Annotated in this window: 24 protein-coding genes; 18 read left to right on the top strand and 6 right to left on the bottom strand. The window is 69.3% G+C overall.

What is annotated here, in order from left to right:
- The first annotated feature begins 211 nt into the window (after window positions 1-211).
- From AB0P08_RS00270 to AB0P08_RS00250, 5 genes are all read left to right on the top strand, one after another.
- On the top strand, window positions 212-1,855 hold the full coding sequence (locus tag AB0P08_RS00270) for a peptide ABC transporter substrate-binding protein (RefSeq protein ID WP_363587391.1): 1,644 nt from the start codon (window positions 212-214) through the stop codon (window positions 1,853-1,855).
- Window positions 1,856-1,949: 94 nt separating this feature from the next.
- On the top strand, window positions 1,950-2,879 hold the full coding sequence (locus AB0P08_RS00265) for an ABC transporter permease (protein ID WP_363587389.1): 930 nt from the start codon (window positions 1,950-1,952) through the stop codon (window positions 2,877-2,879).
- Entirely contained in the window at window positions 2,869-3,810 is a 942-nt protein-coding gene (locus AB0P08_RS00260) for an ABC transporter permease (RefSeq protein WP_363587387.1), read from the top strand. Before AB0P08_RS00265 ends, AB0P08_RS00260 begins: the two co-directional genes overlap by 11 nt.
- On the top strand, window positions 3,807-5,477 hold the full coding sequence (locus tag AB0P08_RS00255) for a dipeptide ABC transporter ATP-binding protein (RefSeq protein ID WP_363587385.1): 1,671 nt from the start codon (window positions 3,807-3,809) through the stop codon (window positions 5,475-5,477). Before AB0P08_RS00260 ends, AB0P08_RS00255 begins: the two co-directional genes overlap by 4 nt.
- A gap of 8 nt (window positions 5,478-5,485) precedes the next feature.
- Window positions 5,486-6,046: a PH domain-containing protein gene (locus AB0P08_RS00250; protein ID WP_363587383.1), complete on the top strand. Its 561-nt coding sequence runs from the start codon at window positions 5,486-5,488 to the stop codon at window positions 6,044-6,046.
- Between the two features lie 54 nt (window positions 6,047-6,100).
- On the opposite strand, the gene AB0P08_RS00245 is transcribed toward AB0P08_RS00250, so the two are convergent.
- The 3 genes from AB0P08_RS00245 to AB0P08_RS00235 all read right to left on the bottom strand — a co-directional run bounded on the left by AB0P08_RS00245 (window position 6,101) and on the right by AB0P08_RS00235 (window position 7,526).
- On the bottom strand, window positions 6,101-6,319 hold the full coding sequence (locus AB0P08_RS00245) for a hypothetical protein (RefSeq protein WP_363587381.1): 219 nt from the start codon (window positions 6,317-6,319) through the stop codon (window positions 6,101-6,103).
- Between the two features lie 78 nt (window positions 6,320-6,397).
- The gene (locus AB0P08_RS00240) at window positions 6,398-6,604 is read right to left on the bottom strand and encodes a hypothetical protein (protein WP_363587379.1); all 207 of its coding nucleotides are present in this window, start codon (window positions 6,602-6,604) and stop codon (window positions 6,398-6,400) included.
- 88 nt (window positions 6,605-6,692) lie between these two features.
- Window positions 6,693-7,526: a CPBP family intramembrane glutamic endopeptidase gene (locus AB0P08_RS00235; protein WP_419181738.1), complete on the bottom strand. Its 834-nt coding sequence runs from the start codon at window positions 7,524-7,526 to the stop codon at window positions 6,693-6,695.
- Between the two features lie 101 nt (window positions 7,527-7,627).
- On the opposite strand from AB0P08_RS00235, the gene typA reads away from it, so the two are divergent.
- The 4 genes from typA (at window position 7,628) to AB0P08_RS00215 (ending at window position 13,389) form a co-directional block, all read left to right on the top strand.
- Window positions 7,628-9,541, top strand: a complete 1,914-nt coding sequence (gene typA, locus AB0P08_RS00230) for a translational GTPase TypA (protein ID WP_187663645.1) — start codon at window positions 7,628-7,630, stop codon at window positions 9,539-9,541.
- Window positions 9,542-9,727: 186 nt separating this feature from the next.
- Window positions 9,728-10,612 (top strand): aggregation-promoting factor C-terminal-like domain-containing protein, encoded by an 885-nt coding sequence (locus AB0P08_RS00225; RefSeq protein ID WP_363587377.1) that lies wholly within the window; start codon window positions 9,728-9,730, stop codon window positions 10,610-10,612.
- Window positions 10,613-10,720: 108 nt separating this feature from the next.
- Window positions 10,721-11,767: a glutaminase A gene (gene glsA, locus AB0P08_RS00220; RefSeq protein ID WP_363587375.1), complete on the top strand. Its 1,047-nt coding sequence runs from the start codon at window positions 10,721-10,723 to the stop codon at window positions 11,765-11,767.
- Window positions 11,764-13,389, top strand: coding sequence for an MFS transporter (locus AB0P08_RS00215; protein WP_363587373.1), 1,626 nt, complete (start codon window positions 11,764-11,766; stop codon window positions 13,387-13,389). Before glsA ends, AB0P08_RS00215 begins: the two co-directional genes overlap by 4 nt.
- A gap of 3 nt (window positions 13,390-13,392) precedes the next feature.
- On the opposite strand, the gene relB is transcribed toward AB0P08_RS00215, so the two are convergent.
- Complete coding sequence (relB, locus tag AB0P08_RS00210) at window positions 13,393-13,941, bottom strand: type II toxin-antitoxin system RelB family anti-toxin (RefSeq protein ID WP_187663649.1); 549 nt, start codon at window positions 13,939-13,941, stop codon at window positions 13,393-13,395.
- 105 nt (window positions 13,942-14,046) lie between these two features.
- Here relB and AB0P08_RS00205 point away from each other — a divergent pair, with 105 nt between their 5' ends.
- The 6 genes from AB0P08_RS00205 to AB0P08_RS00180 all read left to right on the top strand — a co-directional run bounded on the left by AB0P08_RS00205 (window position 14,047) and on the right by AB0P08_RS00180 (window position 18,452).
- Entirely contained in the window at window positions 14,047-14,757 is a 711-nt protein-coding gene (locus tag AB0P08_RS00205; RefSeq protein ID WP_363588579.1) for an AzlC family ABC transporter permease, read from the top strand.
- Complete coding sequence (locus tag AB0P08_RS00200) at window positions 14,754-15,068, top strand: AzlD domain-containing protein (protein ID WP_187663650.1); 315 nt, start codon at window positions 14,754-14,756, stop codon at window positions 15,066-15,068. Before AB0P08_RS00205 ends, AB0P08_RS00200 begins: the two co-directional genes overlap by 4 nt.
- 41 nt (window positions 15,069-15,109) lie before the next feature.
- Entirely contained in the window at window positions 15,110-15,520 is a 411-nt protein-coding gene (locus AB0P08_RS00195; protein WP_259962800.1) for a histidinol dehydrogenase, read from the top strand.
- A gap of 9 nt (window positions 15,521-15,529) precedes the next feature.
- The gene (gene fdxA / locus AB0P08_RS00190) at window positions 15,530-15,850 is read left to right on the top strand and encodes a ferredoxin (protein WP_017203330.1); all 321 of its coding nucleotides are present in this window, start codon (window positions 15,530-15,532) and stop codon (window positions 15,848-15,850) included.
- Window positions 15,851-15,859: 9 nt separating this feature from the next.
- Complete coding sequence (gene dapC / locus AB0P08_RS00185; protein WP_363587371.1) at window positions 15,860-16,972, top strand: succinyldiaminopimelate transaminase; 1,113 nt, start codon at window positions 15,860-15,862, stop codon at window positions 16,970-16,972.
- A gap of 190 nt (window positions 16,973-17,162) precedes the next feature.
- Window positions 17,163-18,452: a citrate synthase gene (locus tag AB0P08_RS00180; RefSeq protein ID WP_259953090.1), complete on the top strand. Its 1,290-nt coding sequence runs from the start codon at window positions 17,163-17,165 to the stop codon at window positions 18,450-18,452.
- Window positions 18,453-18,531: 79 nt separating this feature from the next.
- On the opposite strand, the gene AB0P08_RS00175 is transcribed toward AB0P08_RS00180, so the two are convergent.
- On the bottom strand, window positions 18,532-19,902 hold the full coding sequence (locus tag AB0P08_RS00175; protein WP_363587369.1) for a DEAD/DEAH box helicase: 1,371 nt from the start codon (window positions 19,900-19,902) through the stop codon (window positions 18,532-18,534).
- A 237-nt stretch (window positions 19,903-20,139) separates the two neighbouring features.
- Window positions 20,140-21,093, bottom strand: coding sequence for a 2,3,4,5-tetrahydropyridine-2,6-dicarboxylate N-succinyltransferase (dapD, locus tag AB0P08_RS00170; RefSeq protein WP_363587367.1), 954 nt, complete (start codon window positions 21,091-21,093; stop codon window positions 20,140-20,142).
- A gap of 66 nt (window positions 21,094-21,159) precedes the next feature.
- On the opposite strand from dapD, the gene dapE reads away from it, so the two are divergent.
- The 3 genes from dapE to AB0P08_RS00155 all read left to right on the top strand — a co-directional run bounded on the left by dapE (window position 21,160) and on the right by AB0P08_RS00155 (window position 23,698).
- Window positions 21,160-22,233 (top strand): succinyl-diaminopimelate desuccinylase, encoded by a 1,074-nt coding sequence (dapE, locus tag AB0P08_RS00165; protein WP_187663654.1) that lies wholly within the window; start codon window positions 21,160-21,162, stop codon window positions 22,231-22,233.
- Complete coding sequence (locus AB0P08_RS00160) at window positions 22,215-23,432, top strand: hypothetical protein (protein WP_363587365.1); 1,218 nt, start codon at window positions 22,215-22,217, stop codon at window positions 23,430-23,432. Before dapE ends, AB0P08_RS00160 begins: the two co-directional genes overlap by 19 nt.
- Before the next feature lie 92 nt (window positions 23,433-23,524).
- Window positions 23,525-23,698, top strand: a complete 174-nt coding sequence (locus tag AB0P08_RS00155) for a DUF3117 domain-containing protein (protein WP_071328210.1) — start codon at window positions 23,525-23,527, stop codon at window positions 23,696-23,698.
- Window positions 23,699-23,705 lie beyond the last annotated feature (7 nt).

The following is a 23,705-nucleotide window of genomic DNA, read 5'->3' as shown; positions in this document are numbered from 1 at the left end:
CCCGCACGACGAACGGCGTCGCGCCCGCCTCCCGGCGGCGCGGCGCCGTTCGCGTTACGCCATGTTTCCGTCATGTGACAGATGGTCACCACTCAGTAACAGTTCGTTAGCCGAACGTCCTGGACGCGCGACCCCCGGGTTACGCTCAGGTATCCCTGCGCGCTCGATGATGAGCCGCGCAGACTCAGTACTGTCCACAGGAGGACGTGAAGTGAAAAGAAACAGGATTGCCCTGACGGGTGCCGCCCTGCTCGCGATCGGTGCTCTGGCGCTCGCGGGATGTGCGGGCGGCAACGACGCCGGTGAGGAGAAGCCCGCGGGCTCTTCCACGGCGATCATCTCGGCTAACGGCAGCGAGCCGGAGAACGCACTCATCCCGACCAACACCAACGAGGTCGGCGGAGGGAAGATCCTCGACTCGATCTTCGCGGGCCTGGCTTTCTATGACGGCGACGGCGCTCTCGTCAACGATATGGCCGAGGAGATCACGGTCGACGCGCCCAACAAGGTCACCGTCAAGCTGAAGGAGGGCAACACCTTCACCAACGGTGAGGACGTCGTCGCCCACAACTTCATCGACGCGTGGAACTACGGCGCGCAGCTCTCCAACGCTCAGCTGAACCAGTCCTGGTTCGCGGACATCGTCGGCTTCAAGGCAGACGCCGATTCCGAGCTCACCGGCCTTACCGAGGTGGACGACTACACGTTCACCATCGACCTGGCGAGCGACGTGGCGGCCGACTTCGTGACGCGCCTCGGCTACTCGGCGTTCTACCCGCTCCCGGACGTGGCCTTCGAGGACATGGAGGCCTTCGGCGAGAACCCGATCGGCAACGGCCCGTACATGCTGGCCGAGGACGGTGCGTGGCAGCACGACGTCCAGATCGACCTGGTGAAGAACGACGACTACAAGGGCGAGCGCGTCGCGCAGAACGGCGGTCTCACGCTGAAGTTCTACACCGCCCCCGAGGGCGCGTATGCGGACCTGCTCGGCGGCAACATCGATGTCATCGACCAGATCCCCGAGGCATCCCTGCCGGTGTTCGAGGACGAGCTCGGCGAGCGGGCCACCAACCAGCCTGCCGCGATTTTCCAGTCGTTCACCATCGGCGGCCAGCTTCCGCACTTCTCGGGTGAAGAGGGTGCGCTGCGTCGTCAGGCGATCTCGCTGGCGATCAACCGCGACGAGATCACCGACAAGATCTTCGCCGGCACGCGCACGCCTGCGAGCGACTTCACGACTCCGGTGATCGACGGCTGGAGCGACAGCGTTCCCGGCTCCGAGGTCCTCGACTACGACCCGGAGAAGGCGAAGGAGCTGTGGGCTGAGGCCGACGCCATCTCCCCGTGGTCTGGCACGTTCCAGATCGCTTACAACTCGGACGGCGGCCACCAGGTCTGGGTCGACGCCGTGTCGAACTCGCTGAAGAACACCCTCGGGATCGATGCTTCCGGTGCTCCGTACGTCGACCTCGCCACGCTGCGCGCGGCGGTCAACGCTCGCGACGACGCCGGCAAGCGCACGATCCAGACGGCGAACCGTTCCGGATGGCAGGGCGACTACCCGGCCGTCTACAACTTCCTGCAGCCGCTGTACGGCACGGGAGCGTCCTCGAACGACGGCGACTACTCGAACCCCGAGGTCGACGCTCTGCTCGCGGAGGGTGCGGCGGCCACCAGCGCCGACGACGCCAACGCCGCGTACGAGAAGGCTCAGGAGATCCTCTTCAAGGATCTCCCGGTCATCCCGCTCTGGTACCAGAACTCCATCGGCGGGTTCGGCGAGAACGTCGACAACGTGACCGTCGGATGGAACTCGGTTCCGCTCTACTACGAGATCACCAAGGCCGAGTAGGCCCTTGGAGTGAACGGCAGCGAGGCGGTGGCGGCGACGTCACCGCCTCGCGTCGTGCACTCCGGCTGACTCCGACTCCACGAAAGGAGCAAGGATGCTCGCCTACACCCTTCGGCGACTTCTTCAGCTGATCCCGGTCTTCTTCGGCGCGACGCTGCTCATCTATGCGCTCGTGTTCCTGATGCCCGGCGATCCCATCGCGGCCCTCTTCGGCGACAAGCCGCCGAGCCCGCAGCTGCTCGCCACGATCCGAGCGCAGTATCACCTGGACGACCCGTTCCTGGTGCAGTACTTCTACTACATCACCGGCGTGTTCAAGGGCGACATGGGCACGACGTTCTCGGGCGAGTCCGTGAGCACCGTGCTCGCGCGGACCCTCCCCGTCACCGGACGGCTCGCCATCATGGCGATCGCGATCGAGTTCACGCTGGCGATCATCATCGGCACGATCTCGGCGCTGCGGAAGGGGAAGTTCTTCGACCACTCCGCCCTGATCGTCTCGCTGGTCTTCCTGTCGATGCCGATCTTCGTCGTCGCGTTCCTCGCGCAGTACTTCCTGGCGATCAAGCTGGGATGGTTCCGTCCGACCGTGGGCGGTCAGAACGATTGGGGAGACCTCTGGCTCCCGGCGATCGTCCTGGGCCTGAGCCTGTACGCGACGAGCATGCGTCTGATGCGCGGCTCCGTGCTGGACACCCTCAATCAGGACTGGGTACGCACCGCCTACGGCAAGGGACTGTCACGCGGCCGCGTGATCCCGGTCCACGTGCTGCGCAACTCCCTCATCCCGGTGATCACCAACTCGGCGACGAACTTCGGCGTGCTGCTCGTGGGAGCGACCGTGACGGAGTACATCTTCAACATTCCCGGAGTCGGCAACACCCTGTTCCAGGCGACTCTGAGACATGAAGGACCGACCATCGTGTCCTTCGTGACGGTGTTCGTCATCATCTACGTTCTCGTCAACCTGCTCGTGGACCTGCTCTACGGACTGCTCGACCCGAGGATTCGCTATGTCAAGTGACCGCCCCACCCACTACGTCGCGCCTGTCGCGGCCGAGCAGCCGCCCACGGACGCCGTCCGCGTCAAGGGCAAGCCCGCGAGTCTCTGGAGGGACGCGTGGACCGACCTGCGACGGCGCCCCTCGTTCTGGATCTCGCTGGCCATCGTCGCGGTGATCCTGCTGATGGCCTTCTGGCCGACTCTGTTCACCCAGACCCCTCCGAACAACCAGTGCGAACTGGCGAACTCGAACGCAGGGCCGGCAGCAGGGCACCCCCTCGGCTACACGTTCCAGGGATGCGACATCTGGGCTCGAATCGTCTGGGGCTCGCGGACGTCGATCAGTGTCGGGCTCCTGTCGACCCTTATCAGCTCCACCCTCGGACTGATCATGGGAGCGTTCGCCGGCTACTACGGAGGATGGCTCGATGCGCTCCTCTCGCGCATCGGCGACATCTTCTTCTCGATCCCCTACATCCTCGCGGCGGTCGTCGTGATGACGGTGTTCGCGCAGTACCGCAACGTGTTCACCCTGTCGCTCGCGATCGGCGGGTTTGCCTGGGCGGCGACAGCGCGCGTCGTCAGGGCGGAGGTGCTTCGGGTGAAGCAGTCCGACTTCGTGATGGCCTCCGCTGCCCTGGGCAAGGGCCGTTTCGGCACGCTGCTGTCGCATGTGATCCCGAACGCCTTCGCTCCGCTCCTCGTGCTCGCGACGCTGGCTCTCGCCGGCGGCATCGTCGCGGAAGCGACGCTGAGCTTCCTCGGTGTCGGGCTGGGATCTGACGTGATGTCCTGGGGCAACGACATCAGTGACGCGCAGCGCTCGCTGCGGGTCGCACCGATGGCCCTGATCTATCCATCGATCGCGCTCACCGTCACGGTGCTCGCTTTCATCCTTCTGGGTGAGCTCATCCGAGACGCCCTCGACCCGAGGGCGAGGGCCCGCCGATGAACGATCAGACGATGAAGCCACCGCTGTTGAGCGTCCGCGACCTCACGGTCGCCTTCGACACTCAGAGCGGCAGGCGGCAGGTCCTGCATGGGATCAGCTTCGATGTCGCCGCAGGCGAGACCGTGGCGATCGTGGGGGAGTCCGGTTCGGGGAAGTCCACTGCGGCGACCTCGATCATTAAGCTCCTCGCGGGGACGGGACGGATCACCGGCGGCAGCATCACTCTGGACGGCGAGGAACTCAGCGGCCTCACGGAGAGGGAGATGGAGCGGATCCGCGGCAAGGCGATCGGCTACGTCCCCCAGGACCCGATGTCGAACCTCAACCCGGTGTGGAGCATCGGCTTCCAGGTGGAGGAAGCGGTGCGGGCGAACGGCCTCGCGCAGGGACGCGCTGCAGTTCGTGCACGTGCGATCGAGGTTCTGCAGCAGGCCGGTCTCGCCGATGCTGCCAAGCGTCTGCGGCAGTTCCCCCACCAGTTCTCTGGCGGGATGCGGCAGCGGGCGCTCATCGGGATCGGGCTCGCGGCGGATCCGAGACTGCTGATCGCGGACGAGCCCACCTCCGCACTCGATGTCACGGTGCAGCGAGTGATCCTCGATCACATGGCGAGCCTCACTCGGGATCGTGGAACCTCGGTGCTGCTGATCACGCACGATCTCGGCCTCGCCGCGGAGCGAGCGGAGCGGCTGATCGTCATGCAGAACGGCACCATCGTCGAATCCGGGCCGAGTAGGGAGATCCTGCAGAACCCGCAGCATCCCTACACGAAGCGGCTCGTCTCTGCCGCGCCGAGCGTCGCTTCCCAGCGTATCCAGGCCGTCGTCGAAGACCGCGGTGTGGAGACGCTGGACGACCTCGCCGATCTGCCCCCGACGGTGCGGGTGTCCGGTCTCACGAAGGACTACAAGATCCGCCAGGGGGGATTCCGCAGCGAGATGTTCCGCGCCGTGGACGACGTGTCGTTCGAGATCCCGCGAGGTAAGACACTGGCGCTGGTCGGTGAGTCCGGTTCCGGCAAGTCGACCGTCGCGAAGATGATCCTGAAGCTCGAGGATCCGACTTCCGGGTCGATCGAGATCGACGGGGTGGATGTGTCCGGGTTCTCTCGGGCCCAGGCGTTCGGCTTGCGTCGTCGTATGCAGCCCGTGTTCCAGGATCCGTACGGGTCGCTCGACCCGCTGCGGAACCTGGAGAACACGATCGCCGAACCGTTGGAGATCCACGGGGTGGGGGACCGCGTATCGCGGCGAGAGCGTGTGCGCGAGCTGCTCGACCAGGTGTCCCTGCCGCAGGAGCTCGCCACACGGTACCCCAGCGAACTCTCCGGAGGTCAGCGGCAGCGTGTCGCGATCGCGCGGGCGCTTGCGCTCAAGCCCGACATCGTCGTGCTCGACGAGGCTGTGTCCGCGTTGGACGTGCTCGTGCAGGCGCAGATCCTCCGCCTGCTGGCGGATCTGCAGGCCGAGCTCGGACTGACCTACCTGTTCATCACCCACGACCTGGCCGTCGTGCGCGTATCGAGCGACCTGGTCTGCGTCATGGAGCGCGGACGCATCGTGGAGCAGGGCACCGTGGACGAGACGTTCGCGAGCCCGAAGCAGGAGTACACCGGACGACTCCTCGAGGCCATCCCCGGTGCGTCGATCCCGCTGGGCGGTCTCTGACCGTGACCGTGAGCGACTCGTCCGACGGGGCGCGGACCTTCCGCGCCCCGTCGGGCACGGTCATGCTGGTCCTCAGTATCCTGCTGGCGGTGTTCCTGCTCGGAGACGTCGTCGTGCGCAGCGGATGGATGCAGCTGCTGTTGATCGCACCGTGGCTCCTTCTCGCGCTCTGGGTGGTGTACGAAGTCAGCTTCGTCTCGCACATTCGCATCGATGACACGGGTGCGCGCGTGCAGAACCTGCTCCGCCGGACGGATTTCGGATGGAGTCACGTCCGCGATGTTGACCTTCGGTGGCAGCTCGTCTTCCATCTCGATGACGGCACCGAGCTGACCTCGTGGGGCGGACCAGCGCAAGCCCGTCCGCGTCGGAGCCGGATGCGGGACGACGAGGAGACCAAGGTCGCCGGCGTCCTCCGTCAGTTCACCGCGATCCGGGACCGATGGGAGGAAGGGGCCTCCACGACAGGTCCGCCGATTCGGCGTTCCTGGGATGTGCCCGCCCTCCTGGTTCTCGTGGCCGTCCTGCTCTGGGCGGCGGGATCCTTGCTGTACGTCGCCATGGCATGATGCCGAAAGAGGTCCGCCTGCCGACTCGGCAGGCGGACCTCTGTGCCGGACTGGTCAGGAGTAGGAGAACCAGCTGCCGGGCAGGTTGGGCCGATGCACACAAGGCCCGACGGAGTACCCCTCCTGCATGAACAGTCGACGTTCGGCCTGGCAGTATGCCGAGTCGGTGAACGGTCCGAACCACGATGCGGCCTGGGCCGCAGCGGCACCCCCGAAAACCATGCCGGCGACCAGAACGAAGCCGGCAGCCGTTGCAGTCAGTCTCTTCTTCATTGTTATCCCCCCGGATTCATGTACCCACGGCTTCGTGGGTGCCCCCAACATACTGATGGTGCTTCCGAGCGTCAATGCTCAGTACGACTGGAAGTACCAGCCATCGACGCCGCGGATGCAGGGCGCTGCGCTGCCTCCCCCGCGGACGTACTCGGTGCGGTCCGCATTGCATTGCGCGGCAGCCGAGTACGGTCCGAAGAGGCTCGCCGACGCCGATGTCGCACTGAGCAGCGTGATGCCGGCAGCGATGGCGACCGCCGCTCCGATCTTGGTGATCCGATTCATCCTCATGAGCTTCCCTCCGTGTCAACTCTCTCGAGCTCGTCACGATAGGGCACAGCGCGCGTGGACGGAAGGCCAGGCCGCGCCCGCCTCAGCCGGGGAGACCGAACAGGGCGGGCCAGGTGGCCGCGGCCCAGGGGTAGCCGACGAAGGCCGCCGCGTCGATGAGGAAGTGCGCCACCAGGAACGGCAGTAGCCGACCGGTGCGGTGGTAGAGCCACCCGAAGAGCAGCCCCATCGCGAGGTTGCCGATGAAGGCGCCGGGCCCCTGATAGAGGTGGTACGTCGCGCGGAGCACCGAGGTCGAGACGATGATCGTCCATGGCGACCACCCCAGCTGCCGCAGGCGGGCGAACAGGTACCCGAGCACGACGAACTCCTCCTGCAGCGACGCGCGCGCGGCGGCGAGCAGCAGGATCGGCACGGTCCACCAATGGGCGTCGAGGCCCGCCGGGTTCACGGCGACGAAGAGTCCGAGGGCCCGGCCGCCGAAGTAGAGCGCCAGTCCCGGCACGCCGATCGCGAGGACGAGGAGCGCGCCGCGGCCGATGTCGCCCGCCACCCGGGTGCCGTCGAGTCCCAGCCGCTCCAGGTGGGGGCGGCGGCGCTGCCACAACAGGAAGCAGACGAGGAGCACAGGCACCAGCCCGAAGCCGATCGACAGCACCTGATAGATGAGGTCGAACACCTCCCGGTCGCTGCGGGAGGGGTTGAGGGTGGCCGTCTGATCCGCGAGGGGCGTGTCGTCCGTGAGCCGATAGGCGAGCTGCACGATCGCGTAGATCGCGGACTGACCGAGACCCAGGGCCAGCACGATGGCGATCTCCCACCACAGCCGCCCTGAGCCTTCGCGCGGCTCGTCGCTCCGCCTCGGCGCGGTCGAGGACGTCTGCGGGACCGGGGGAGTCGGGTCGGGGAGGGTCACGGGACGATGGTACGACGTGCGTTCAGGAACCCGATCCGCGCGTACGTTATCCTGGAACGTCGGCTTCCCGGCGCAACCCCACACTCTTTGAGGACCCTTGTATGGCGCACGCCCTCCGCTCTGACCTCCGCAACGTCGCAATCGTCGCCCACGTCGACCACGGCAAGACCACGCTCGTCGACGCGATGCTCCGCCAGACGGGCTCCTTCGGCGACCACTCGCACGTGGAGGAGCGCGCGATGGACTCCAACGACCTGGAGCGCGAGAAGGGCATCACGATCCTCGCCAAGAACACGGCGATCACCTACAAGGGCAAGCACGCCGACGGCAAGGAGATCACGATCAACGTGATCGACACCCCCGGCCACGCCGACTTCGGTGGCGAGGTCGAGCGCGGCCTGTCGATGGTCGACGGCGTCGTGCTTCTCGTGGATGCGAGCGAGGGCCCGCTGCCGCAGACCCGCTTCGTGCTGCGCAAGGCGCTCGAGGCCAAGCTCCCCGTCATCCTCCTGGTCAACAAGACCGACCGTCCGGACGCCCGGATCGCCGAGGTCGAGGAGGAGGCGCACGACCTGCTGCTGGGCCTCGCCTCCGACCTGGTCGACGACGTGCCGGACCTCGACGTCGACGCGCTGCTCGACGTGCCGGTGGTCTACGCCTCCGGTCGCGCCGGCGCTGCATCGCGGAACCGTCCTGCCGACGGAGCGCTGCCCGACAACGACGACCTCGAGCCCCTGTTCGAAGCGATCCTCGAGCACGTCCCCGCTCCGGCGTACGACGACGAGGCTCCGCTGCAGGCCTGGGTCACGAACCTCGACTCCAGCCCGTTCCTCGGCCGTCTCGCCCTGCTGCGCGTCTTCAACGGCACGCTAAAGAAGGGCCAGACGGTGGCCTGGGTGCGTGCCGACGGCACCACGAGCAACGCGCGCGTCACCGAGCTGCTCAAGACCCGGGCTCTCGAGCGCTACCCGGCCGAGTCGGCCGGCCCCGGCGACATCGTCGCGATCGCCGGTTTCGAGAACATCACCATCGGCGAGACCATCGCCGACCCGGAGGACGTCCGCCCGCTTCCCGCGATCACGGTCGACGACCCCGCCATCTCGATGACGATCGGCACCAACACCTCGCCCCTCATGGGCAAGGTCAAGGGGCACAAGCTCACGGCGCGCATGGTCAAGGACCGTCTCGACAAGGAGCTCATCGGAAACGTCTCGCTCAAGGTCGTCGACATCGGGCGCCCGGATGCGTGGGAGGTGCAGGGCCGCGGCGAGCTGGCCCTCGCCATCCTCGTCGAGAACATGCGTCGTGAGGGCTTCGAGCTCACCGTGGGCAAGCCGCAGGTGGTCACCAAGAAGATCGACGGCAAGACCTATGAGCCGTTCGAGCACCTGACGATCGACACGCCGGAGGAGCACCTCGGCGCGATCACGCAGCTCCTCGCGAACCGCAAGGGCCGCATGGAGAACATGACCAACCACGGCACCGGCTGGGTGCGCATGGAGTTCATCGTCCCGTCGCGCGGTCTGATCGGCTTCCGCAGCGAGTTCCTCACCACGACCCGCGGCACCGGCATCGCGAACGCGATCTCGCACGGCTACGAGCCGTGGGCCGGTTCCATCACGACGCGCCAGAACGGCTCGATCGTCGCCGACCGCCAGGGTGTCGTCACCCCGTTCGCGATGATCGCCCTGCAGGAGCGCATGTCGTTCTTCGTGCAGCCCACGCAGGAGGTCTACGAGGGCATGGTCATCGGCGAGAACTCCCGCGCCGACGACATGGACGTGAACATCACCAAGGAGAAGAAGCTCACCAACATGCGTGCGGCCAGCTCCGACACGTTCGAGTCGATGACGCCCCCGCGCGTGCTGACCCTCGAGGAGAGCCTCGAGTTCGCCCGTGACGACGAATGCGTCGAGGTCACGCCCGAGGTCGTCCGCATCCGCAAGGTGATCCTCGACCAGACCGTCCGTGGTCGCGAGGCCTCGCGCCTCAAGCGTCAGGACGCGAACGCCTGATCGTCTCGCACTCCTCTCGAGAGGGCCCCACGCCGCCATCTGGCCGCGTGGGGCCCTCTCTCATGAAAATCCCAGGTGAGGGCTAGTTTTCGTTCAGGTTGATGGCGCAGACTCGTTCACTTGCGCCCGGGGCGAGCTCCCGATGAGTCCCCTGTAAGGGCGTACGACGACCCGAAAGTCACAGCCTTGCTTCAGAAGACCCGTGCGCTTCGGCGCGCCTCCGACGCGGCAGCCGCTCGCGCCACTGTCACCCGTACACCCCTGATCGCCCTCGGTGCCGCCACGGCCGCGCTCGTCGGCATCACCCTCAGCGTCGGCCTCGCCTCCGCCCCGGCAGCCGGGGCCGAGCGCTCCGAGACCGCCTCTGCCGTCACGAGCCAGAACCTGGGCTCCGAGCCGCTCACCCGCATCGCCGACCAGGCCGTCATGACGGTCTCGGACGGAACCGACGCGGTCGCCGCGGCGAAGAGCCTGACCGCGGAGGTCGCCGAGTCGGGCCTCGACGTGAGCGCCGCGGCGCCCGTCGACACCACCGCGCTCGAAGACGACCTGGAGACCCTCGCCGACCGATCCACGCTGCCGCTGGTCCTGATCACCGTGACGGCCGAGCAGGCCGAGGCGGAGACCGAGAAAGTCGTGACCGCCACGGCTGACCTCCAGAAGGCCTTCACCGCCGCGCAGGAGAAGAAGGCGGCCGACGACGCCGCCCGCGCGGCCGAGGAGAAGGCGGCGGCTGCGGCGGCTGCACTCGCCTCCGCGAACACCCCTGACGGCGCTCGGGCCACGGCGCAGCAGATGATGGCGGACCGCTACGGCTGGGGTGGCGACCAGTTCTCCTGCCTGAACTCGCTGTGGAACAAGGAGTCCGGCTGGAACTACCAGGCGTACAACAACGACGGGGGAGCGACCGGCATCCCGCAGGCGCTGCCCGGCAGCAAGATGGCCACGGCGGGCGCCGACTGGCAGACGAACGCCGCCACCCAGATCGCCTGGGGCCTGAAGTACATCGCCGACGCCTACGGCACTCCGTGCAGCGCCTGGGGACACTCCCAGGCCATGAACTGGTACTGAGCCGCAGAGCCGGCTCCTCGCGGAGGATCTGCCCCTAGCCGTCTCCCTGACACGGGCGCTACCGTGTCAGGGAGACGGCTGGGGGCGTCGCGATTCCGAGGAGGAGTGGTGCTCGATCCCACCGTCTGGCTCGATGTCCCTCAGGAGGTCTCCACGGGCACGCTGCCCGGGTGGGAGCGGGTGGACGAGCTCGTGCGCGAGGCCCACGCCCGGTACGTGGACGAGGTGTCCGGCCAGGTGGCGGACTACATCCCCGTGCTCGCCGCGGTCGATCCGGAGCTCTTCGGGCTCGCGGTGATCGAGGTGGGCGGCGGCATCCACGACGCCGGAGACGCCCTGCACCCGTTCTCCATCCAGTCGATCTCGAAGATGTTCGTCTATGCGCTGGCCATCCAGGAGCACGGCCACGAGCGGGTCCGCGAGATCGTGGGTGTGAACAACACCGGGCTCGCCTTCAACTCGGTCGTGGCGCTGGAGCTCAACGACGGGCATCCGCGAAACCCGATGGTCAACGCCGGGGCGATCGCCACCACGGCGCTCATGCCGGGCGCCACGGCGGTGGAGCAGTGGGAGCGTGTCCGCGAGGGGCTGTCCGCCTTCGCCGGACGCCCCCTGAGCCTGGACGGCGAGGTCTACGCGTCCGAGGCGGGGTCGAACGAGCGCAACCGGGCCCTGGGTTGGTTGCTGCGCAGCTACAGCCGGCTCGCCGGCGACCCCGATGAGATCGTCGACGTCTACACCCGGCAGTGTGCGCTGGCGGTCACCGCGCACGACCTCGCCGTCATGGGGGCCACGCTCGCCGACGGCGGAGTGAACCCGGTGACGGGGGAGCGGGTGGTCTCCGCGGACGTCTGCCGTGACACGCTGGCCGTCGTCGCGGCGAGCGGGCTGTACGAGCGGTCGGGCGACTGGCTGTTCGAGATCGGTCTGCCCGCCAAGTCGGGTGTCGCCGGCGGCCTCGTCGCGGTCTCTCCTGGCAAGGGCGCCGTCGCCGGGTTCTCGCCCCGCCTGGACGAGGCGGGCAACTCGATCCGGTCGCAGATGGCGATCGGACACCTGTCGCGGTCGCTCGGGCTGAACCTCTTCGCCTCCGCGCCCGCGCGTGAGCATGCCGGCGGGGCGGGTGCCTCGTCGTCGGAAGGAGAGCGCCCATGACCCGCACGGCCCCCGCCCCCGCGAAGACGTCCTGGCTGCCGATGGTCAGCCTGTTCCTCGCACAGGTGCTCATGTCGTTCAACGTCGCGGCGCTGCCGATCTCGCTCGGCGGCATGGTGAGCGACTTCGGCGTCCCGCCGACCATCGCGAGCACGACGATCGTGATGTACGGCCTCGCCGTGGCCGCGCTCGTGATGACCGGTGCCAAACTCGGGCAGCGCGTCGGCTGGGTGCTGATCTTCCGCGTCGTCGTCGCGCTCTTCGCCGGGTCCGCCGTGATGATGCTCCTCGCCCCGACCGTCTGGTGGGCCATCGCCGGGCAGGCTGTCGCGGGTGCGGCCGCCGCGATCATCGTCCCCTCGATCGTGGCCCTGATCGCCGAGAACTACCGGGGACCGCAGCAGGCCACCGCGATCGGAGCGATCGGCTCGGCACGCGCGATCTCCGGCGTCAGCGCCTTCCTCATCGGAGGGACGCTCGGCACCCTCGTCGGGTGGCGTCCGCTGTTCGTCATCGTGCTGGCGATCGCCGTGGCTGTCTTCGCCCTGAGCTTCACGCTGCGCGGCGACCGCGGGGACGCGGCGATCCGCATCGATATCGTCGCCGCCCTCCTCATCGGCGCGGCGATCGTGCTGCTCACCCTCGGGTTCAACAACCTGAACAGCTGGGGAGCACTCGCGGCGGCGCCGTCCGCGCCGTTCTCCGTCCTCGGACTCTCGCCCGCCCCGATCTTCATCGTCCTGGGCATCATCCTGGGCCAGGGGTTCTTCCTGTGGACCCGGCGGCGGATGGCCGAGGGGAAGGTGCCGCTGATCGACCTGACCGTGCTGGGCTCGTCGCGGGAGCGCGCCGCGGTGTACGCCATGTTCATCGTCGTCGCCCTCGAGGCCTGCGTGAACTTCACGGTGCCGCTGTACATCCAGATCGTCCAGGGACGCACGCCGTTCGATACGGCCCTGGCGATGATGCCGTTCAACCTCACGGTGTTCATCACGGCGACGCTCGTCGTGCGCTTCTACAGGCGATACCCGCCGCGGACGATCGGCGTGTTCGGGTTCATCCTCACCACGGCGGCGCTCGTCTGGCTGTCGGTCGTGGTGACGAACAACTGGGAGACGGTGCCGACCATCGCCGGGCTCGTCGTGTTCGGCATCGGCCAGGGCGCCCTCGTCACCCTGGTGTTCAACGTGCTGGTGACGGCGGCGCCGCCCGAGCTCGCCGGCGACGTCGGGTCGCTGCGCGGCACCACGCAGAACCTGGCCTCCGCCGTGGGGACCGCGCTCGCCGGGGCGCTGCTGGTGTCCCTGCTCGCGCTCAACGTCGGCCGCGCGGTCGTGGAGCATCCCGAGCTGCCGCCGTCGCTGGTGTCGCAGGTCGATCTGAACGAGGTGAACTTCATCAGCAACGACGAGCTGCGTGCGGTGCTGGAGACCACGGACGCGACGCCGGAACAGGTCGACGCCGCGGTCGCCGTGAACGAGGAGTCGCGGCTGCGCACGCTCAAGCTCGGCCTTCTGATCCTCGCCGCGGTGAGCGCGCTCGCGATCCTGCCCGCGTCGCGCCTGCCGCAGTACCGACCGCACGAGATCCCCGACCCGTCGCCGACGGGCCCAGGGGAGTGAACCTCAGCGCAGCTCGGAGATGAGGACGGCGCTCGTGCCGGGCTCGACCGCCTCGAAGACGTGCGCGACGTCGCCGGCATAGGTCAGATAGTCGCCGGGGTTCAGCACCACGGCATCGTCGGGGGGACCGACCCGTGCCTGCCCGGCGATGAGGATCACGTGCTCGACCGTGCCCGCGTGGTGGGGGTCGGACCGGCGGGGATCGCCGGGCTCCGCCTGGATCAAGTAGACGTCCCTCCGGGCACCCGGAGGGCTCGCGGAGAGCAGGGTGGCGCTGTAGGCCGCGGCGGAGGACGGCACGCCCGCGAGGTCGTCGGCGCGGATGAGGGTCGGGGCGTTGGCCTGCTGGTCGACGAGCACCGCGAAGGGCACGCCGAGCGCGACGCCCAGCGCCCACAGCGTCTCCACGCTCGGATTGCCGGCACCGCTCTCGAGCTGCGAGACCGTGGCCTTCGAGATCCCGGCCCGTCGGGCGAGTTCGGAGACGGACAGGTTCGCGGCCTCGCGCTCGCGGCGGAGCGTGCGGGCGATGCGGGTGCGGAGATCCTCCATGCGTTCATCATGGCAAACGATCGTTCGCTTGACTATACGGATCGCCACGTTCAGAATGATGATCGTGTGTTCAGTGAAGCGAACGTCGCGGTGGAGCGGGACCCGGTGACCGCTGAGCGTGAGGTGTGGCGCGAGGCGCTCGGCGTCGTGCTCGCCACGAGCGCCTACGGCATCTCCTTCGGCGCGCTCGCCGTCGCCGCGGGACTCGACGTCTGGCAGACGTGCGTGCTCAGCCTCCTGATGTTCACCGGGGGATCGCAGTTCGCGTTCGTGGGGGTGTTCGCCGCCGGTGGCCTGGCCGCCCTGCCTTCGGCGATCGCATCGGCGGCACTCCTCGGCGTGCGCAACGTCGCCTACGGGATGCGAATGTCGCCGCTCATCGGGGCCGGCGCGGCTCGGCGAGCGGCCGCCGCGCACTTCACCATCGACGAGTCCACCGCCGTCGCGATCGCGCAGGACGATCCGCGCCTGCGCCGGGTGGGCTTCTGGGTCACGGGGGTCGGCATCTTCCTCGGCTGGAACCTCACCACCCTCGTCGGCGCGCTGGTCGGCGACGTGCTCGGCGACCCGAAGGCCTGGGGGCTGGATGCCGCGGCGGCTGCGGCCTTCCTCGCCCTGCTGTGGCCGCGTCTGCGTCAGCGGCAGGCCGTGGCCGTCGGGATCGCGGCCGCCGTGATCGCGGCAGCCCTCACCCCGTTCCTCATGCCGGGACTCCCGGTGCTCGTCGCCGCTGTCGTCGCGATCGTCGTCGGGTGGTTCAACTGGCTGGGGACACCGCGTCCCGCGAGCGTCGGCGAAGGGGAGGGGGGCGCATGAGCCTCTGGAGCGCCATCCTCCTCGCCGCCCTGATCTGCCTCGCGCTGAAGGCCGTGGGCTATCTCGTGCCGCCGAAGGTGCTCGAGGCGCCGCGCCCCGCCCGCATCTCGGACCTCCTCACCGTCGCGCTGCTCGCCGCCCTCGTCGCGGTGCAGTCCCTCGGTGACGGGCAGGCGATCACCGTGGACGCGCGCGTGCCCGCCCTGCTCGTCGCGGCGGGACTCCTCTGGCTGCGGCAGTCGTTCCTCGTGGTGGTGGCGTCCGCCGCCCTCGTCGCCGCGCTGCTGCGGCTGTCCGGTCTCGCCGCCTGAGCCGTCGTCTACCCGGGCACGGCCCGGGTAGGATCGGGGGGGTGCGCGGGAAGTGGTTGTCGAGGGTGCTGTCCTGGGTGGCCGCTGCCCTGGTGGGCGGGGTCTACGGCGTCGCGGGAACCATCGCGCACAGCGTCATGTGGGGGCCGATCCCGATCGGCCTGATCGTCGCCGCTGTCGCGTGTGCCGCGATCCTCATCGCCGTGCGGGCGCTCACCCACGACCGGGGGGCCGCGGTCGCCGCCGGTCTCGGGATGCTGGCCATGATCGTGCTCATCTCGGGCGTCGGTCCCGGAGGCTCCGTCGTCGTGCAGGACACCCTCGCCGGGCGCATCTGGACCTATCTCGCCGCCGGCATCGTGCTGCTCGTCATCGCGTGGCCGTCGTTCTCCCGGCAGCCGGTCCGCCCCGCCACGCCGTCCTCGGAGGAACCCGAGGTCCACGGGTCGTAGACTGAGGGGGTGACGTATGTGATCGCCCTCCCGTGCGTCGATGTCAAGGATCGCGCCTGCATCGACGAGTGCCCCGTTGACTGCATCTACGAGGGCGAACGGTCGCTCTACATCCACCCGGATGAGTGCGTGGACTGCGGGGCGTGCGAGCCGGTGTGCCCCGTCGAGGCGATCTACTACGAGGACGACCTCCCCGACGAGTGGCAGGACTACTACAAGGCCAACGTCGAGTTCTTCGACGAGATCGGCTCGCCCGGCGGCGCCGCCAAGGTCGGCGTCTACCCGTTCGACCACCCGATCATCGCCGCGCTCCCGCCGCAGGGCGAGTAGGCACGCTCCGTGAGCGTCCGCGACCTCGCCGACTACCCCTGGGACGCCGTGGTCCCCTACCGCGAGCGCGCCGCCCGGTACCCGGACGGTCTCGTCGACCTCTCCGTCGGCTCGCCGGTCGATCCCACGCCGGAGGTCATCCGTCAGGCCCTCGCCGAGGCGACCGACGCCCACGCATATCCACAGACCGTCGGCACCCCCGCGCTCCGGGAGGCGATCGTCGACTGGTACGCCCGCCGCCGCGGCGTCCCGGACCTCCGGGTCGACAACGTGCTGCCGACGATCGGCTCCAAGGAGCTCGTCGCGCTCCTGCCCACGCTGCTGGGGCTCGGTGCCGGAGACATCGTCGTGCATCCCCGCGTCGCCTACCCGACGTACGAGGTCGGCGCGCGGGTGGCGGGGGCGACGCCCCTGGCGGCCGACGACCCGGCGGAGTGGCCGGAGGGCGCGAAGCTCATCTGGATCAACACCCCCGGCAACCCGGACGGCCGCACGTGGACCGTCGACGAGCTCGCCGTGGCTGTACAGCGGGCGCGGGAGCTGGGCGCCGTGCTGGCGAGCGACGAGTGCTACGCCGAACTGGGATGGGACGGCCCCTGGGCGGACGAGCCCATCCCGTCGGTGCTCGACCCCCGGGTGACCGGCGGCACGCGGGCCAACCTCCTCAGCGTCTATTCGTTGAGCAAGCAGTCCAACCTCGCGGGATACCGCGCGGCCTTCGTCGCCGGATGCGCCCGCGTGGTCGGCGAGCTCCTCACCGCGCGCAAGCATCTCGGCCTCATGCCGCCTGCGCCCGTCCAGCAGGCGATGGTCGTCGCCCTCGGTGACGAGGCGCACGTCGTGGCGCAGAAGGAGCTCTACCGTGAGCGGCGCGCCCTGCTGCTCCCCGCCGTCGAGGCGGCCGGCTTCCGCATCGACGGGTCGCAGGCCGGGCTCTATCTCTGGGCGACGGAGGGACGCGACGCCTGGGAGTCGATGGCGCGTCTCGCCGACCTCGGGATCCTCGCCGGACCCGGGCACTTCTACGGAGCGTCGTCCCCCGAGCATGTGCGGCTGTCGCTGACGGCGCCGACGGACCTCGTCGCCGAGGCGGCTCGGCGTCTGCGCGGAGCGGATCTGTAGGAACCCTCCCTGCTGTGCCGATCCCTTTGGCGGTTGTCACAGTAGGCCTGTGTGACGACTAGGCTGTAAAGGCGATTCGGTCGGCACCCGGCCAGGCGCTCAGCGCCCGAGAGATCGCCAGTTCCGGCTTGATCAAGAACTTGCTGACGCCCGCGACGCCGGGGCGATCAGACAGAAGGAGGAGGTCCGCGTGAGCGCTGCGGCAGACCAGACGGCGAAGCTGACGATCGGCGACACCACCGCCGAATTCCCCCTGGTCCGCGGCACCGCGGGCCACGACAGCATCGACTTCTCGACGCTGACCCGTCAGACCGGCCTCACGGGGCTCGACTACGGCTTCGTCAACACGGCCTCCACCAAGTCGGACATCACGTTCATCGACGGTGACAAGGGCATCCTGCGGTACCGCGGCTATCCGATCGAGCAGCTCGCCGGCAGCACCAGCTACCTCGAGGTCGCCTGGCTGCTCATCTACGGAGAGCTGCCGTCCGCCACGGAGCTGGCCGAGTTCGACGAGAAGATCCGTCGCCACACACTGCTGCACGAAGACCTCAAGCGCTTCTTCTCCGCGCTGCCGCACACCGCGCACCCCATGTCGGTGCTGTCGTCCGCCGTCGCCGCTCTGTCGACGTACTACGAGGGCCAGACCGACCCGCACAACCCCGAGCACGTCGAGCTGAACACCATCCGCATGCTCGCCAAGCTCCCGGTGATCGCCGCCTACGCGCACAAGAAGAGCGTCGGCCAGGCGTTCCTCTACCCGGACAACTCGCTCGGCTTCGTGGAGAACTTCCTGAAGCTGAACTTCGGCGTGAACTCCGAGCCGTACGAGATCAACCCGACGATGGTGAAGGCCCTCGAGCTGCTGCTCATCCTGCACGAGGACCACGAGCAGAACGCCTCGACCTCCACCGTCCGTCTCGTCGGCTCGACCGGTGCCAACCAGTTCGCCTCCGTCTCGGCCGGGATCCAGGCCCTGTCCGGACCCCTGCACGGCGGTGCGAACGAGGCCGTCCTCACCATGCTCGGCCAGATCCGCGACTCGGGTCAGAGCGTATCCCGGTTCGTCGAGCGGGTGAAGAACAAGGAAGAGGGCGTGAAACTGATGGGCTTCGGGCACCGGGTCTACAAGAACTACGACCCGCGCGCCAAGCTCGTCAAGGAGGCCGCAGACGAGGTGCTGAGCTCGCTCGGCGTCACGGATCCGCTCCTGGACCTCGCGAAGGAGCTCGAGGAGATCGCCCTCGCCGACGACTACTTCCGTGAGCGGCGCCTGTATCCGAACGTCGACTTCTACACCGGCGTGATCTACAAGGCGATGGGATTCCCCACGCGTATGTTCACCGTCCTCTTCGCGATCGGCCGTCTTCCCGGCTGGCTCGCCCAGTGGCGCGAGCTGCAGCTCGACCCGCAGACCAAGATCGGCCGCCCGCAGCAGCTCTACACCGGGTCGCCGGAGCGCGCGTTCCCGACGCGCTGAGCGCTGCGCCGCAGACGCCGAAGGCCCCCTCGCACCGGAGTGCGAGGGGGCCTTCGCTGTTGTCAGGCGCGAGCCGGGATCAGCGTCCCTGGGCTCCACGCGTGCCCTGACGGCCCTGGCCGCCCTGACGCTGCGAACCCGGCGCGCCGCCCTGGCCCGCGGCGCGGGGACGACGGCGACGGCGGGACGGCGGGGTGGTCGCGGTGCTCCTCTCGCCACCCGCCGGCCGCTGCTTCGCGGAGCGCTGCTGCTGCGGCTGCGGGGGCGCGGGCCGCACGTGCGGTGCCCGCTCCGGGACGAGCTCGGTGACGGCGTCGGTGGTGAGGTTCTCCAGCGGTGCCGTGATCGCGGCCTTGCGCAGGAGATCCTTCACGTCGCGGCGCTGCTCGGGCAGGACGACGGTGACGACGGTGCCGGCCGCGCCGGCCCGAGCCGTGCGTCCGGAACGGTGCAGGTACGCCTTGTGCTCGACGGGCGGGTCGACATGGACGACGAGGTCGACGTTGTCGACGTGCACACCGCGGGCCGCGACGTCGGTCGCGACGAGGACGCGGACGCCGCCGTCCTCAGGAGCGGCGGAGAAGGCGCCGAGGTTGCGCTCGCGCGCGTTCTGGGACAGGTTGCCGTGCAGGTCGACGGCCGGGATGCCGGCGGCGGTGAGCTGCTTGGCGAGTTTCTTCGCCTGGTGCTTGGTGCGCGTGAAGAGGATGCGGCGGCCCGTGCCGGAGGCGAGGTCGCGCACCAGCACGGTCTTGTTCTCCGGGGAGTCGACGACGAGCACCCGGTGGGTCATCTCGCCGACGGGCACGCTCGCCTCGTCGACCTCGTGGCTGACGGCGTTCGTGAGGAACCGGCGGGCGAGGGTGTCGATGCCGCGGTCCAGCGTCGCGCTGAACAGCAGGCGCTGACCGTCGGCGGGGGTCGCCGAGAGGATGCGGGTGACGCCGGGGAGGAAGCCGAGGTCGGCCATGTGGTCGGCCTCGTCGAGCACGGTGACCTCGATCGCGCTGAGACGCACGATCTGCTGCTTCATGAGGTCTTCCAGACGGCCGGGGCAGGCGACGACGATGTCGACGCCGCCCTGCAGCGCCTGCTCCTGCGGACGCTGGCTGACACCGCCGAACACGGTGGTGACGCGCAGCCCGACGGCCTCGGCCAGGGGGGCGACGGTCGCGGCGATCTGGGTGGCCAGCTCGCGGGTGGGGGCGAGCACGAGGCCGCGCGGCAGGCCGGAGCGGCGCTTGTGGCCGGAGGCAGCCAGGCGGGCGACGAGTGGGAGCGCGAAGGCGATGGTCTTGCCGCTGCCCGTGCGTCCGCGGCCGAGGAGGTCGCGGCCGGCGAGCGAGTCGGGCAGGGTGTCGCGCTGGATGGCGAACGCCTCGGTCTTTCCGGAGGCGGCGAGAACGGTGGCGAGCTCGGCGGGAACGCCGAGATCGAGGAAGGAAGACATGCAGAGAACTCCGTCAGCGCACGAGAACGGCGCGGGATAGTGGGGTGAGGTGGGCGAAGACGCAGCGAGTGCGCGTCCGTTCGCCGTGCGAATGGCCAGTTCGGGCTGGAGAGGGGAGCGCGGGCGCTCGCTTCGGTCCTCGGAGACCCCTAGACGACGACGATGCTGACCGGCCGGCGGCGCGGGCAACGACCCCAGTCTACCAGCGGCGACCGGTCGAAGGCTGCAGGTGCGCTGTCAGGCGTGGAGCGCTTCGTTGAGCGTCACGCCGACGCCGGCCCGGCGGACGGCCTCGACGGCGCCCGTGAGGGAGTTGCGACGGAAGAGCAGGCCGTCCTCGCCCGAGAGATCGGCGCCCTTGACGGTCTTCCGTCCGCCGTCTGCGGTCGCGGGGCCGTCGGCGAGGACGATCTTCGTGCCGGCGGTGACGTAGAGCCCGGCCTCCACGACGCAGTCGTCGCCGAGGGAGATGCCGATGCCGGCGTTCGCGCCGAGCAGCGTGCGGGCGCCGATCGACACACGGTGCGACCCGCCACCGGAGAGCGTGCCCATGATCGAGGCCCCGCCGCCGATGTCGCTGCCGTCGCCGACCACCACGCCCTGCGAGATACGACCCTCGACCATCGAGGCGCCGAGGGTTCCGGCGTTGAAGTTCACGAAGCCCTCGTGCATGACGGTGGTGCCCGGGGAGAGGTGGGCGCCCAGCCGCACGCGCGAGGCGTCGGCGATGCGCACCCCGGCGGGCTGCACGTAGTCGGTGAGGCGGGGGAACTTGTCCAGACCCTGGATCTGGATCCCGGCGCGCTGGAGCTGCGGGCGCAGGCGCGCCGCATCGGCGGGGAGCAGGGGGCCGGCATTGGTCCAGGCGACGTTCGGCAGATGACCGAAGATGCCGTCCAGGTTGAGGGCGTTCGGCTGTACGAGCAGGTGCGACAGGGCGTGCAGGCGCAGATAGGCGTCCGCCGTGGAGGCCGGAGCCGCGTCCAGATCGATCGTGAGCTCGACGACCGCGATGGTCACGTCGCGCCGCTCGTCCTGGCCCGTCTGCGCGTCGAGCGCGGTGCGGGCGGTGGCGACCTCGTCCGCGGACGGCGCGGACGAGCGGACCTCCGGGTACCACGCGTCGAGGACCGTGCCGTCGCTCGCGGTGGTCGTCAGGCCCAGTCCCCAGACAGATCGTGCGTCGCTCATGGCTCCACGGTATCGCGCCGACGACGGTGTCCCGTCCCGCATGACGGGCATCAGTAGGCTGGGGGCATGGTGCTCGATCTGACCGCGTCCTCCGCCGACATCACCCGCGCGATCTGCGACGTCCCGAGCGTCTCCGGCGATGAGAAGACCCTGGCCGACCTGATCGAGGAGGCCGTGTCCGGTCTGCCGCACCTGGAGGTCATCCGCCACGGCAACACGGTGGTCGCCCGCACGGATCTCGGCCGAGCGCAGCGCGTGGCGATCGCCGGGCACATCGACACCGTGCCCCTCAACGACAACCTGCCCACGCGCGACGTCGAGATCGACGGCGTGCCGCATCTGTGGGGAAGGGGCACCGTCGACATGAAGGCCGGGGTCGCGGTGCAGCTCAAGCTCGCCGCCGAGCTCACCGACCCCGCGATCGACGTGACCTGGATGTGGTACGACAACGAGGAGGTCGCGGCCTCCCTGAACGGCCTCGGGCTTCTCGCCGCGGCACGGCCCGACCTGTTCCAGGCCGACTTCGCCATCCTCGGGGAGCCGTCGAACGGACAGGTCGAGGGTGGGTGCAACGGCACGCTGCGGGCGATCGTGCGGACCACGGGCGTCCGCGCGCACAGTGCCAGGGCCTGGATCGGCGAGAACGCGATCCATCGCGCGGCCCCCATCCTCACGCGACTGTCCGAGTATCGGGCGCGCGAGGTGATGGTCGAGGGTCTGCTCTACCGGGAGGGGCTCAGCGCGGTCCGCATCGCAGGAGGGGTCGCGGGCAACGTCATCCCGGACGCCTGCGAGGTCGAGGTCAACTACCGCTTCGCGCCGAACAAGTCCGCGGCCGACGCCGAGGCCCACGTCCGGGCGGTCCTCGCCGGATTCGACGTCGAGATCACGGATGCCGCCGAGGGCGCGCGCCCCGGTCTGGACGCCGACATCGCGCGCCGCTTCGTCGCGGCCGTCGGCGCGGAGCCGCAGCCGAAGTACGGGTGGACCGACGTGGCCCGCTTCTCGGCCCTCGGCATCCCGGCCGTGAACTACGGGCCCGGCGACCCGCATCTCGCCCATCACGACGAGGAGCGCGTGCCGCTCGCCCAGATCGACGCCGTCGAGCGGGGTCTGCGCGCATGGCTCACGTCGCACTGACGCTCACGCGGCGCTGGGCGCGGATGCCGCTCGCCCTGCGCATCGGCATCGTCTACGTCCTCGCACGGGTCGTGACGACCGGATTCCTCATCGCCGCAGCCTCCGTGTCCACGGTGTTCTCCCGCTTCGGCGACGACGCGGGACTCATCGACTTCGTCCTCGGATGGGATGCGCAGTGGTACTGGCAGGTGGCCGTGCACGGCTATCCCTCGGACCTCCCGCTGACCGACGACGGGCAGGTGGCCGAGAACGCCTGGGCGTTCATGCCGGTGTTCGCGTACGCCGCGAAGGCGTTGGGCTTCGTGCTCGGTTCCTGGGCGGCCGGCGCCCTCGTGCTCTCGCTCGGAGCCGGCTACCTGGCCTGTCTCGCCCTGCATCGGCTGCTCCGCGACCGCGTCGGGAACGCGGCCGCGTTGTGGGCCGTCGTCTTCTTCGCATCCGGTCCGCTCGCCGCCCTGTTCCAGGTCGGATACGCCGAGACGCTCTTCCTGCTGCTCCTGTTCCTCGCCCTGGACGCGACGATCCGGCGGAACTACGCCTGGCTGTACGTGCTGATCCCCGTTCTGGGGTTCACCCGTCCCGGCGTGCTCGCCTTCGCGCTGTACCTCGGCCTGCACGGGATCCTTCGCTGGAGGCGCCGCCGCACCGATCCGCTGGGCGCCAGGGAAGTGGTGCACATCGTGGCACTCGGCGCGCTGGCGACGGCCACCGGATTCGCCTGGCAGCTGATCGCGGGCGTCGTGACCGGAGACCCCGGCGCCTACCTCGCCACGGAGCTCGCGTGGCGACGGCACTGGATCGTCGGCGGCGTCGAGGGCTTCGTGCCCTTCGAGGGATGGGTGCAGGCGTCGCACTTCTGGTTCGAGCTGTGGGGTCTGCCGCCGGGATGGGGACCCGTCGCCCTCGTCGTCCTCGTGCTCGCCGCGGCCGCCGCGCTGCTGCTGTCCCCGCAGGTGCGCGCGCTCGGCCCGGATCTGCGTCTCTGGAGCGCGAGCTACCTGCTCTATCTACTCGCGGTGTTCTTCCCCCAGTCGAGCACCTTCCGCCTCTTGCTGCCGCTCAGCCCGGCGTGGGGAGCGGTCGCGATCCCGCGCTCCCGTGCCTGGCGGCTGGGCGTGCTCGCGCTGTGCCTGCTGGGTCAGTGGGTCTGGATCTATCACGTGTATGCCCTCGGCAGTACGTTCTGGCAGGTGCCCTGACGACGCGGCGACGCGGATTGTGTCCGGTGACGTCCACGGCGCGGCCGCACCCGATAAACTCGTCCCATACCACCGGAGGAAAGGGAGCCACGATGGCAGCGATGAAGCCGAGGACCGGAGACGGACCCATGGAGGCCGTGAAAGAGGGACGACTCATCATCGTGCGTGTTCCGCTCGAAGGAGGAGGCCGCCTGGTCGTCTCCGTGAACGACGCCGAGGCCAAGGAGCTTCACGACGTGCTCGGTGCCGTCGTGGCCCCGGCCTGATCGAATC

The sequence above is a fragment of the Microbacterium meiriae genome (assembly GCF_040686935.1).
In the GTDB taxonomy this organism is placed as follows: Bacteria; Actinomycetota; Actinomycetes; order Actinomycetales; family Microbacteriaceae; genus Microbacterium; species Microbacterium meiriae.
The sequence above is the reverse complement of the archived record's forward strand: the minus strand, read 5'-3'. Positions and strand labels throughout refer to the sequence as shown.

What these genes read in the sequence shown, in the direction of transcription:
- AB0P08_RS00265 (WP_363587389.1), top strand. Translation starts at nt 1,950, where the DNA reads ATGCTCGCCTACACCCTTCGGCGACTTCTTCAGCTGATCCCGGTCTTC.
- AB0P08_RS00260 (WP_363587387.1), top strand. Translation starts at nt 2,869, where the DNA reads ATGTCAAGTGACCGCCCCACCCACTACGTCGCGCCTGTCGCGGCCGAG.
- AB0P08_RS00255 (WP_363587385.1), top strand. Translation starts at nt 3,807, where the DNA reads ATGAACGATCAGACGATGAAGCCACCGCTGTTGAGCGTCCGCGACCTC.
- AB0P08_RS00245 (WP_363587381.1), bottom strand. Translation starts at nt 6,319, where the DNA reads ATGAAGAAGAGACTGACTGCAACGGCTGCCGGCTTCGTTCTGGTCGCC.
- AB0P08_RS00240 (WP_363587379.1), bottom strand. Translation starts at nt 6,604, where the DNA reads ATGAATCGGATCACCAAGATCGGAGCGGCGGTCGCCATCGCTGCCGGC.
- typA (WP_187663645.1), top strand. Translation starts at nt 7,628, where the DNA reads ATGGCGCACGCCCTCCGCTCTGACCTCCGCAACGTCGCAATCGTCGCC.
- AB0P08_RS00215 (WP_363587373.1), top strand. Translation starts at nt 11,764, where the DNA reads ATGACCCGCACGGCCCCCGCCCCCGCGAAGACGTCCTGGCTGCCGATG.
- relB (WP_187663649.1), bottom strand. Translation starts at nt 13,941, where the DNA reads ATGGAGGATCTCCGCACCCGCATCGCCCGCACGCTCCGCCGCGAGCGC.
- AB0P08_RS00200 (WP_187663650.1), top strand. Translation starts at nt 14,754, where the DNA reads ATGAGCCTCTGGAGCGCCATCCTCCTCGCCGCCCTGATCTGCCTCGCG.
- AB0P08_RS00175 (WP_363587369.1), bottom strand. Translation starts at nt 19,902, where the DNA reads ATGTCTTCCTTCCTCGATCTCGGCGTTCCCGCCGAGCTCGCCACCGTT.
- dapD (WP_363587367.1), bottom strand. Translation starts at nt 21,093, where the DNA reads ATGAGCGACGCACGATCTGTCTGGGGACTGGGCCTGACGACCACCGCG.
- dapE (WP_187663654.1), top strand. Translation starts at nt 21,160, where the DNA reads ATGGTGCTCGATCTGACCGCGTCCTCCGCCGACATCACCCGCGCGATC.
- AB0P08_RS00160 (WP_363587365.1), top strand. Translation starts at nt 22,215, where the DNA reads ATGGCTCACGTCGCACTGACGCTCACGCGGCGCTGGGCGCGGATGCCG.
- AB0P08_RS00155 (WP_071328210.1), top strand. Translation starts at nt 23,525, where the DNA reads ATGGCAGCGATGAAGCCGAGGACCGGAGACGGACCCATGGAGGCCGTG.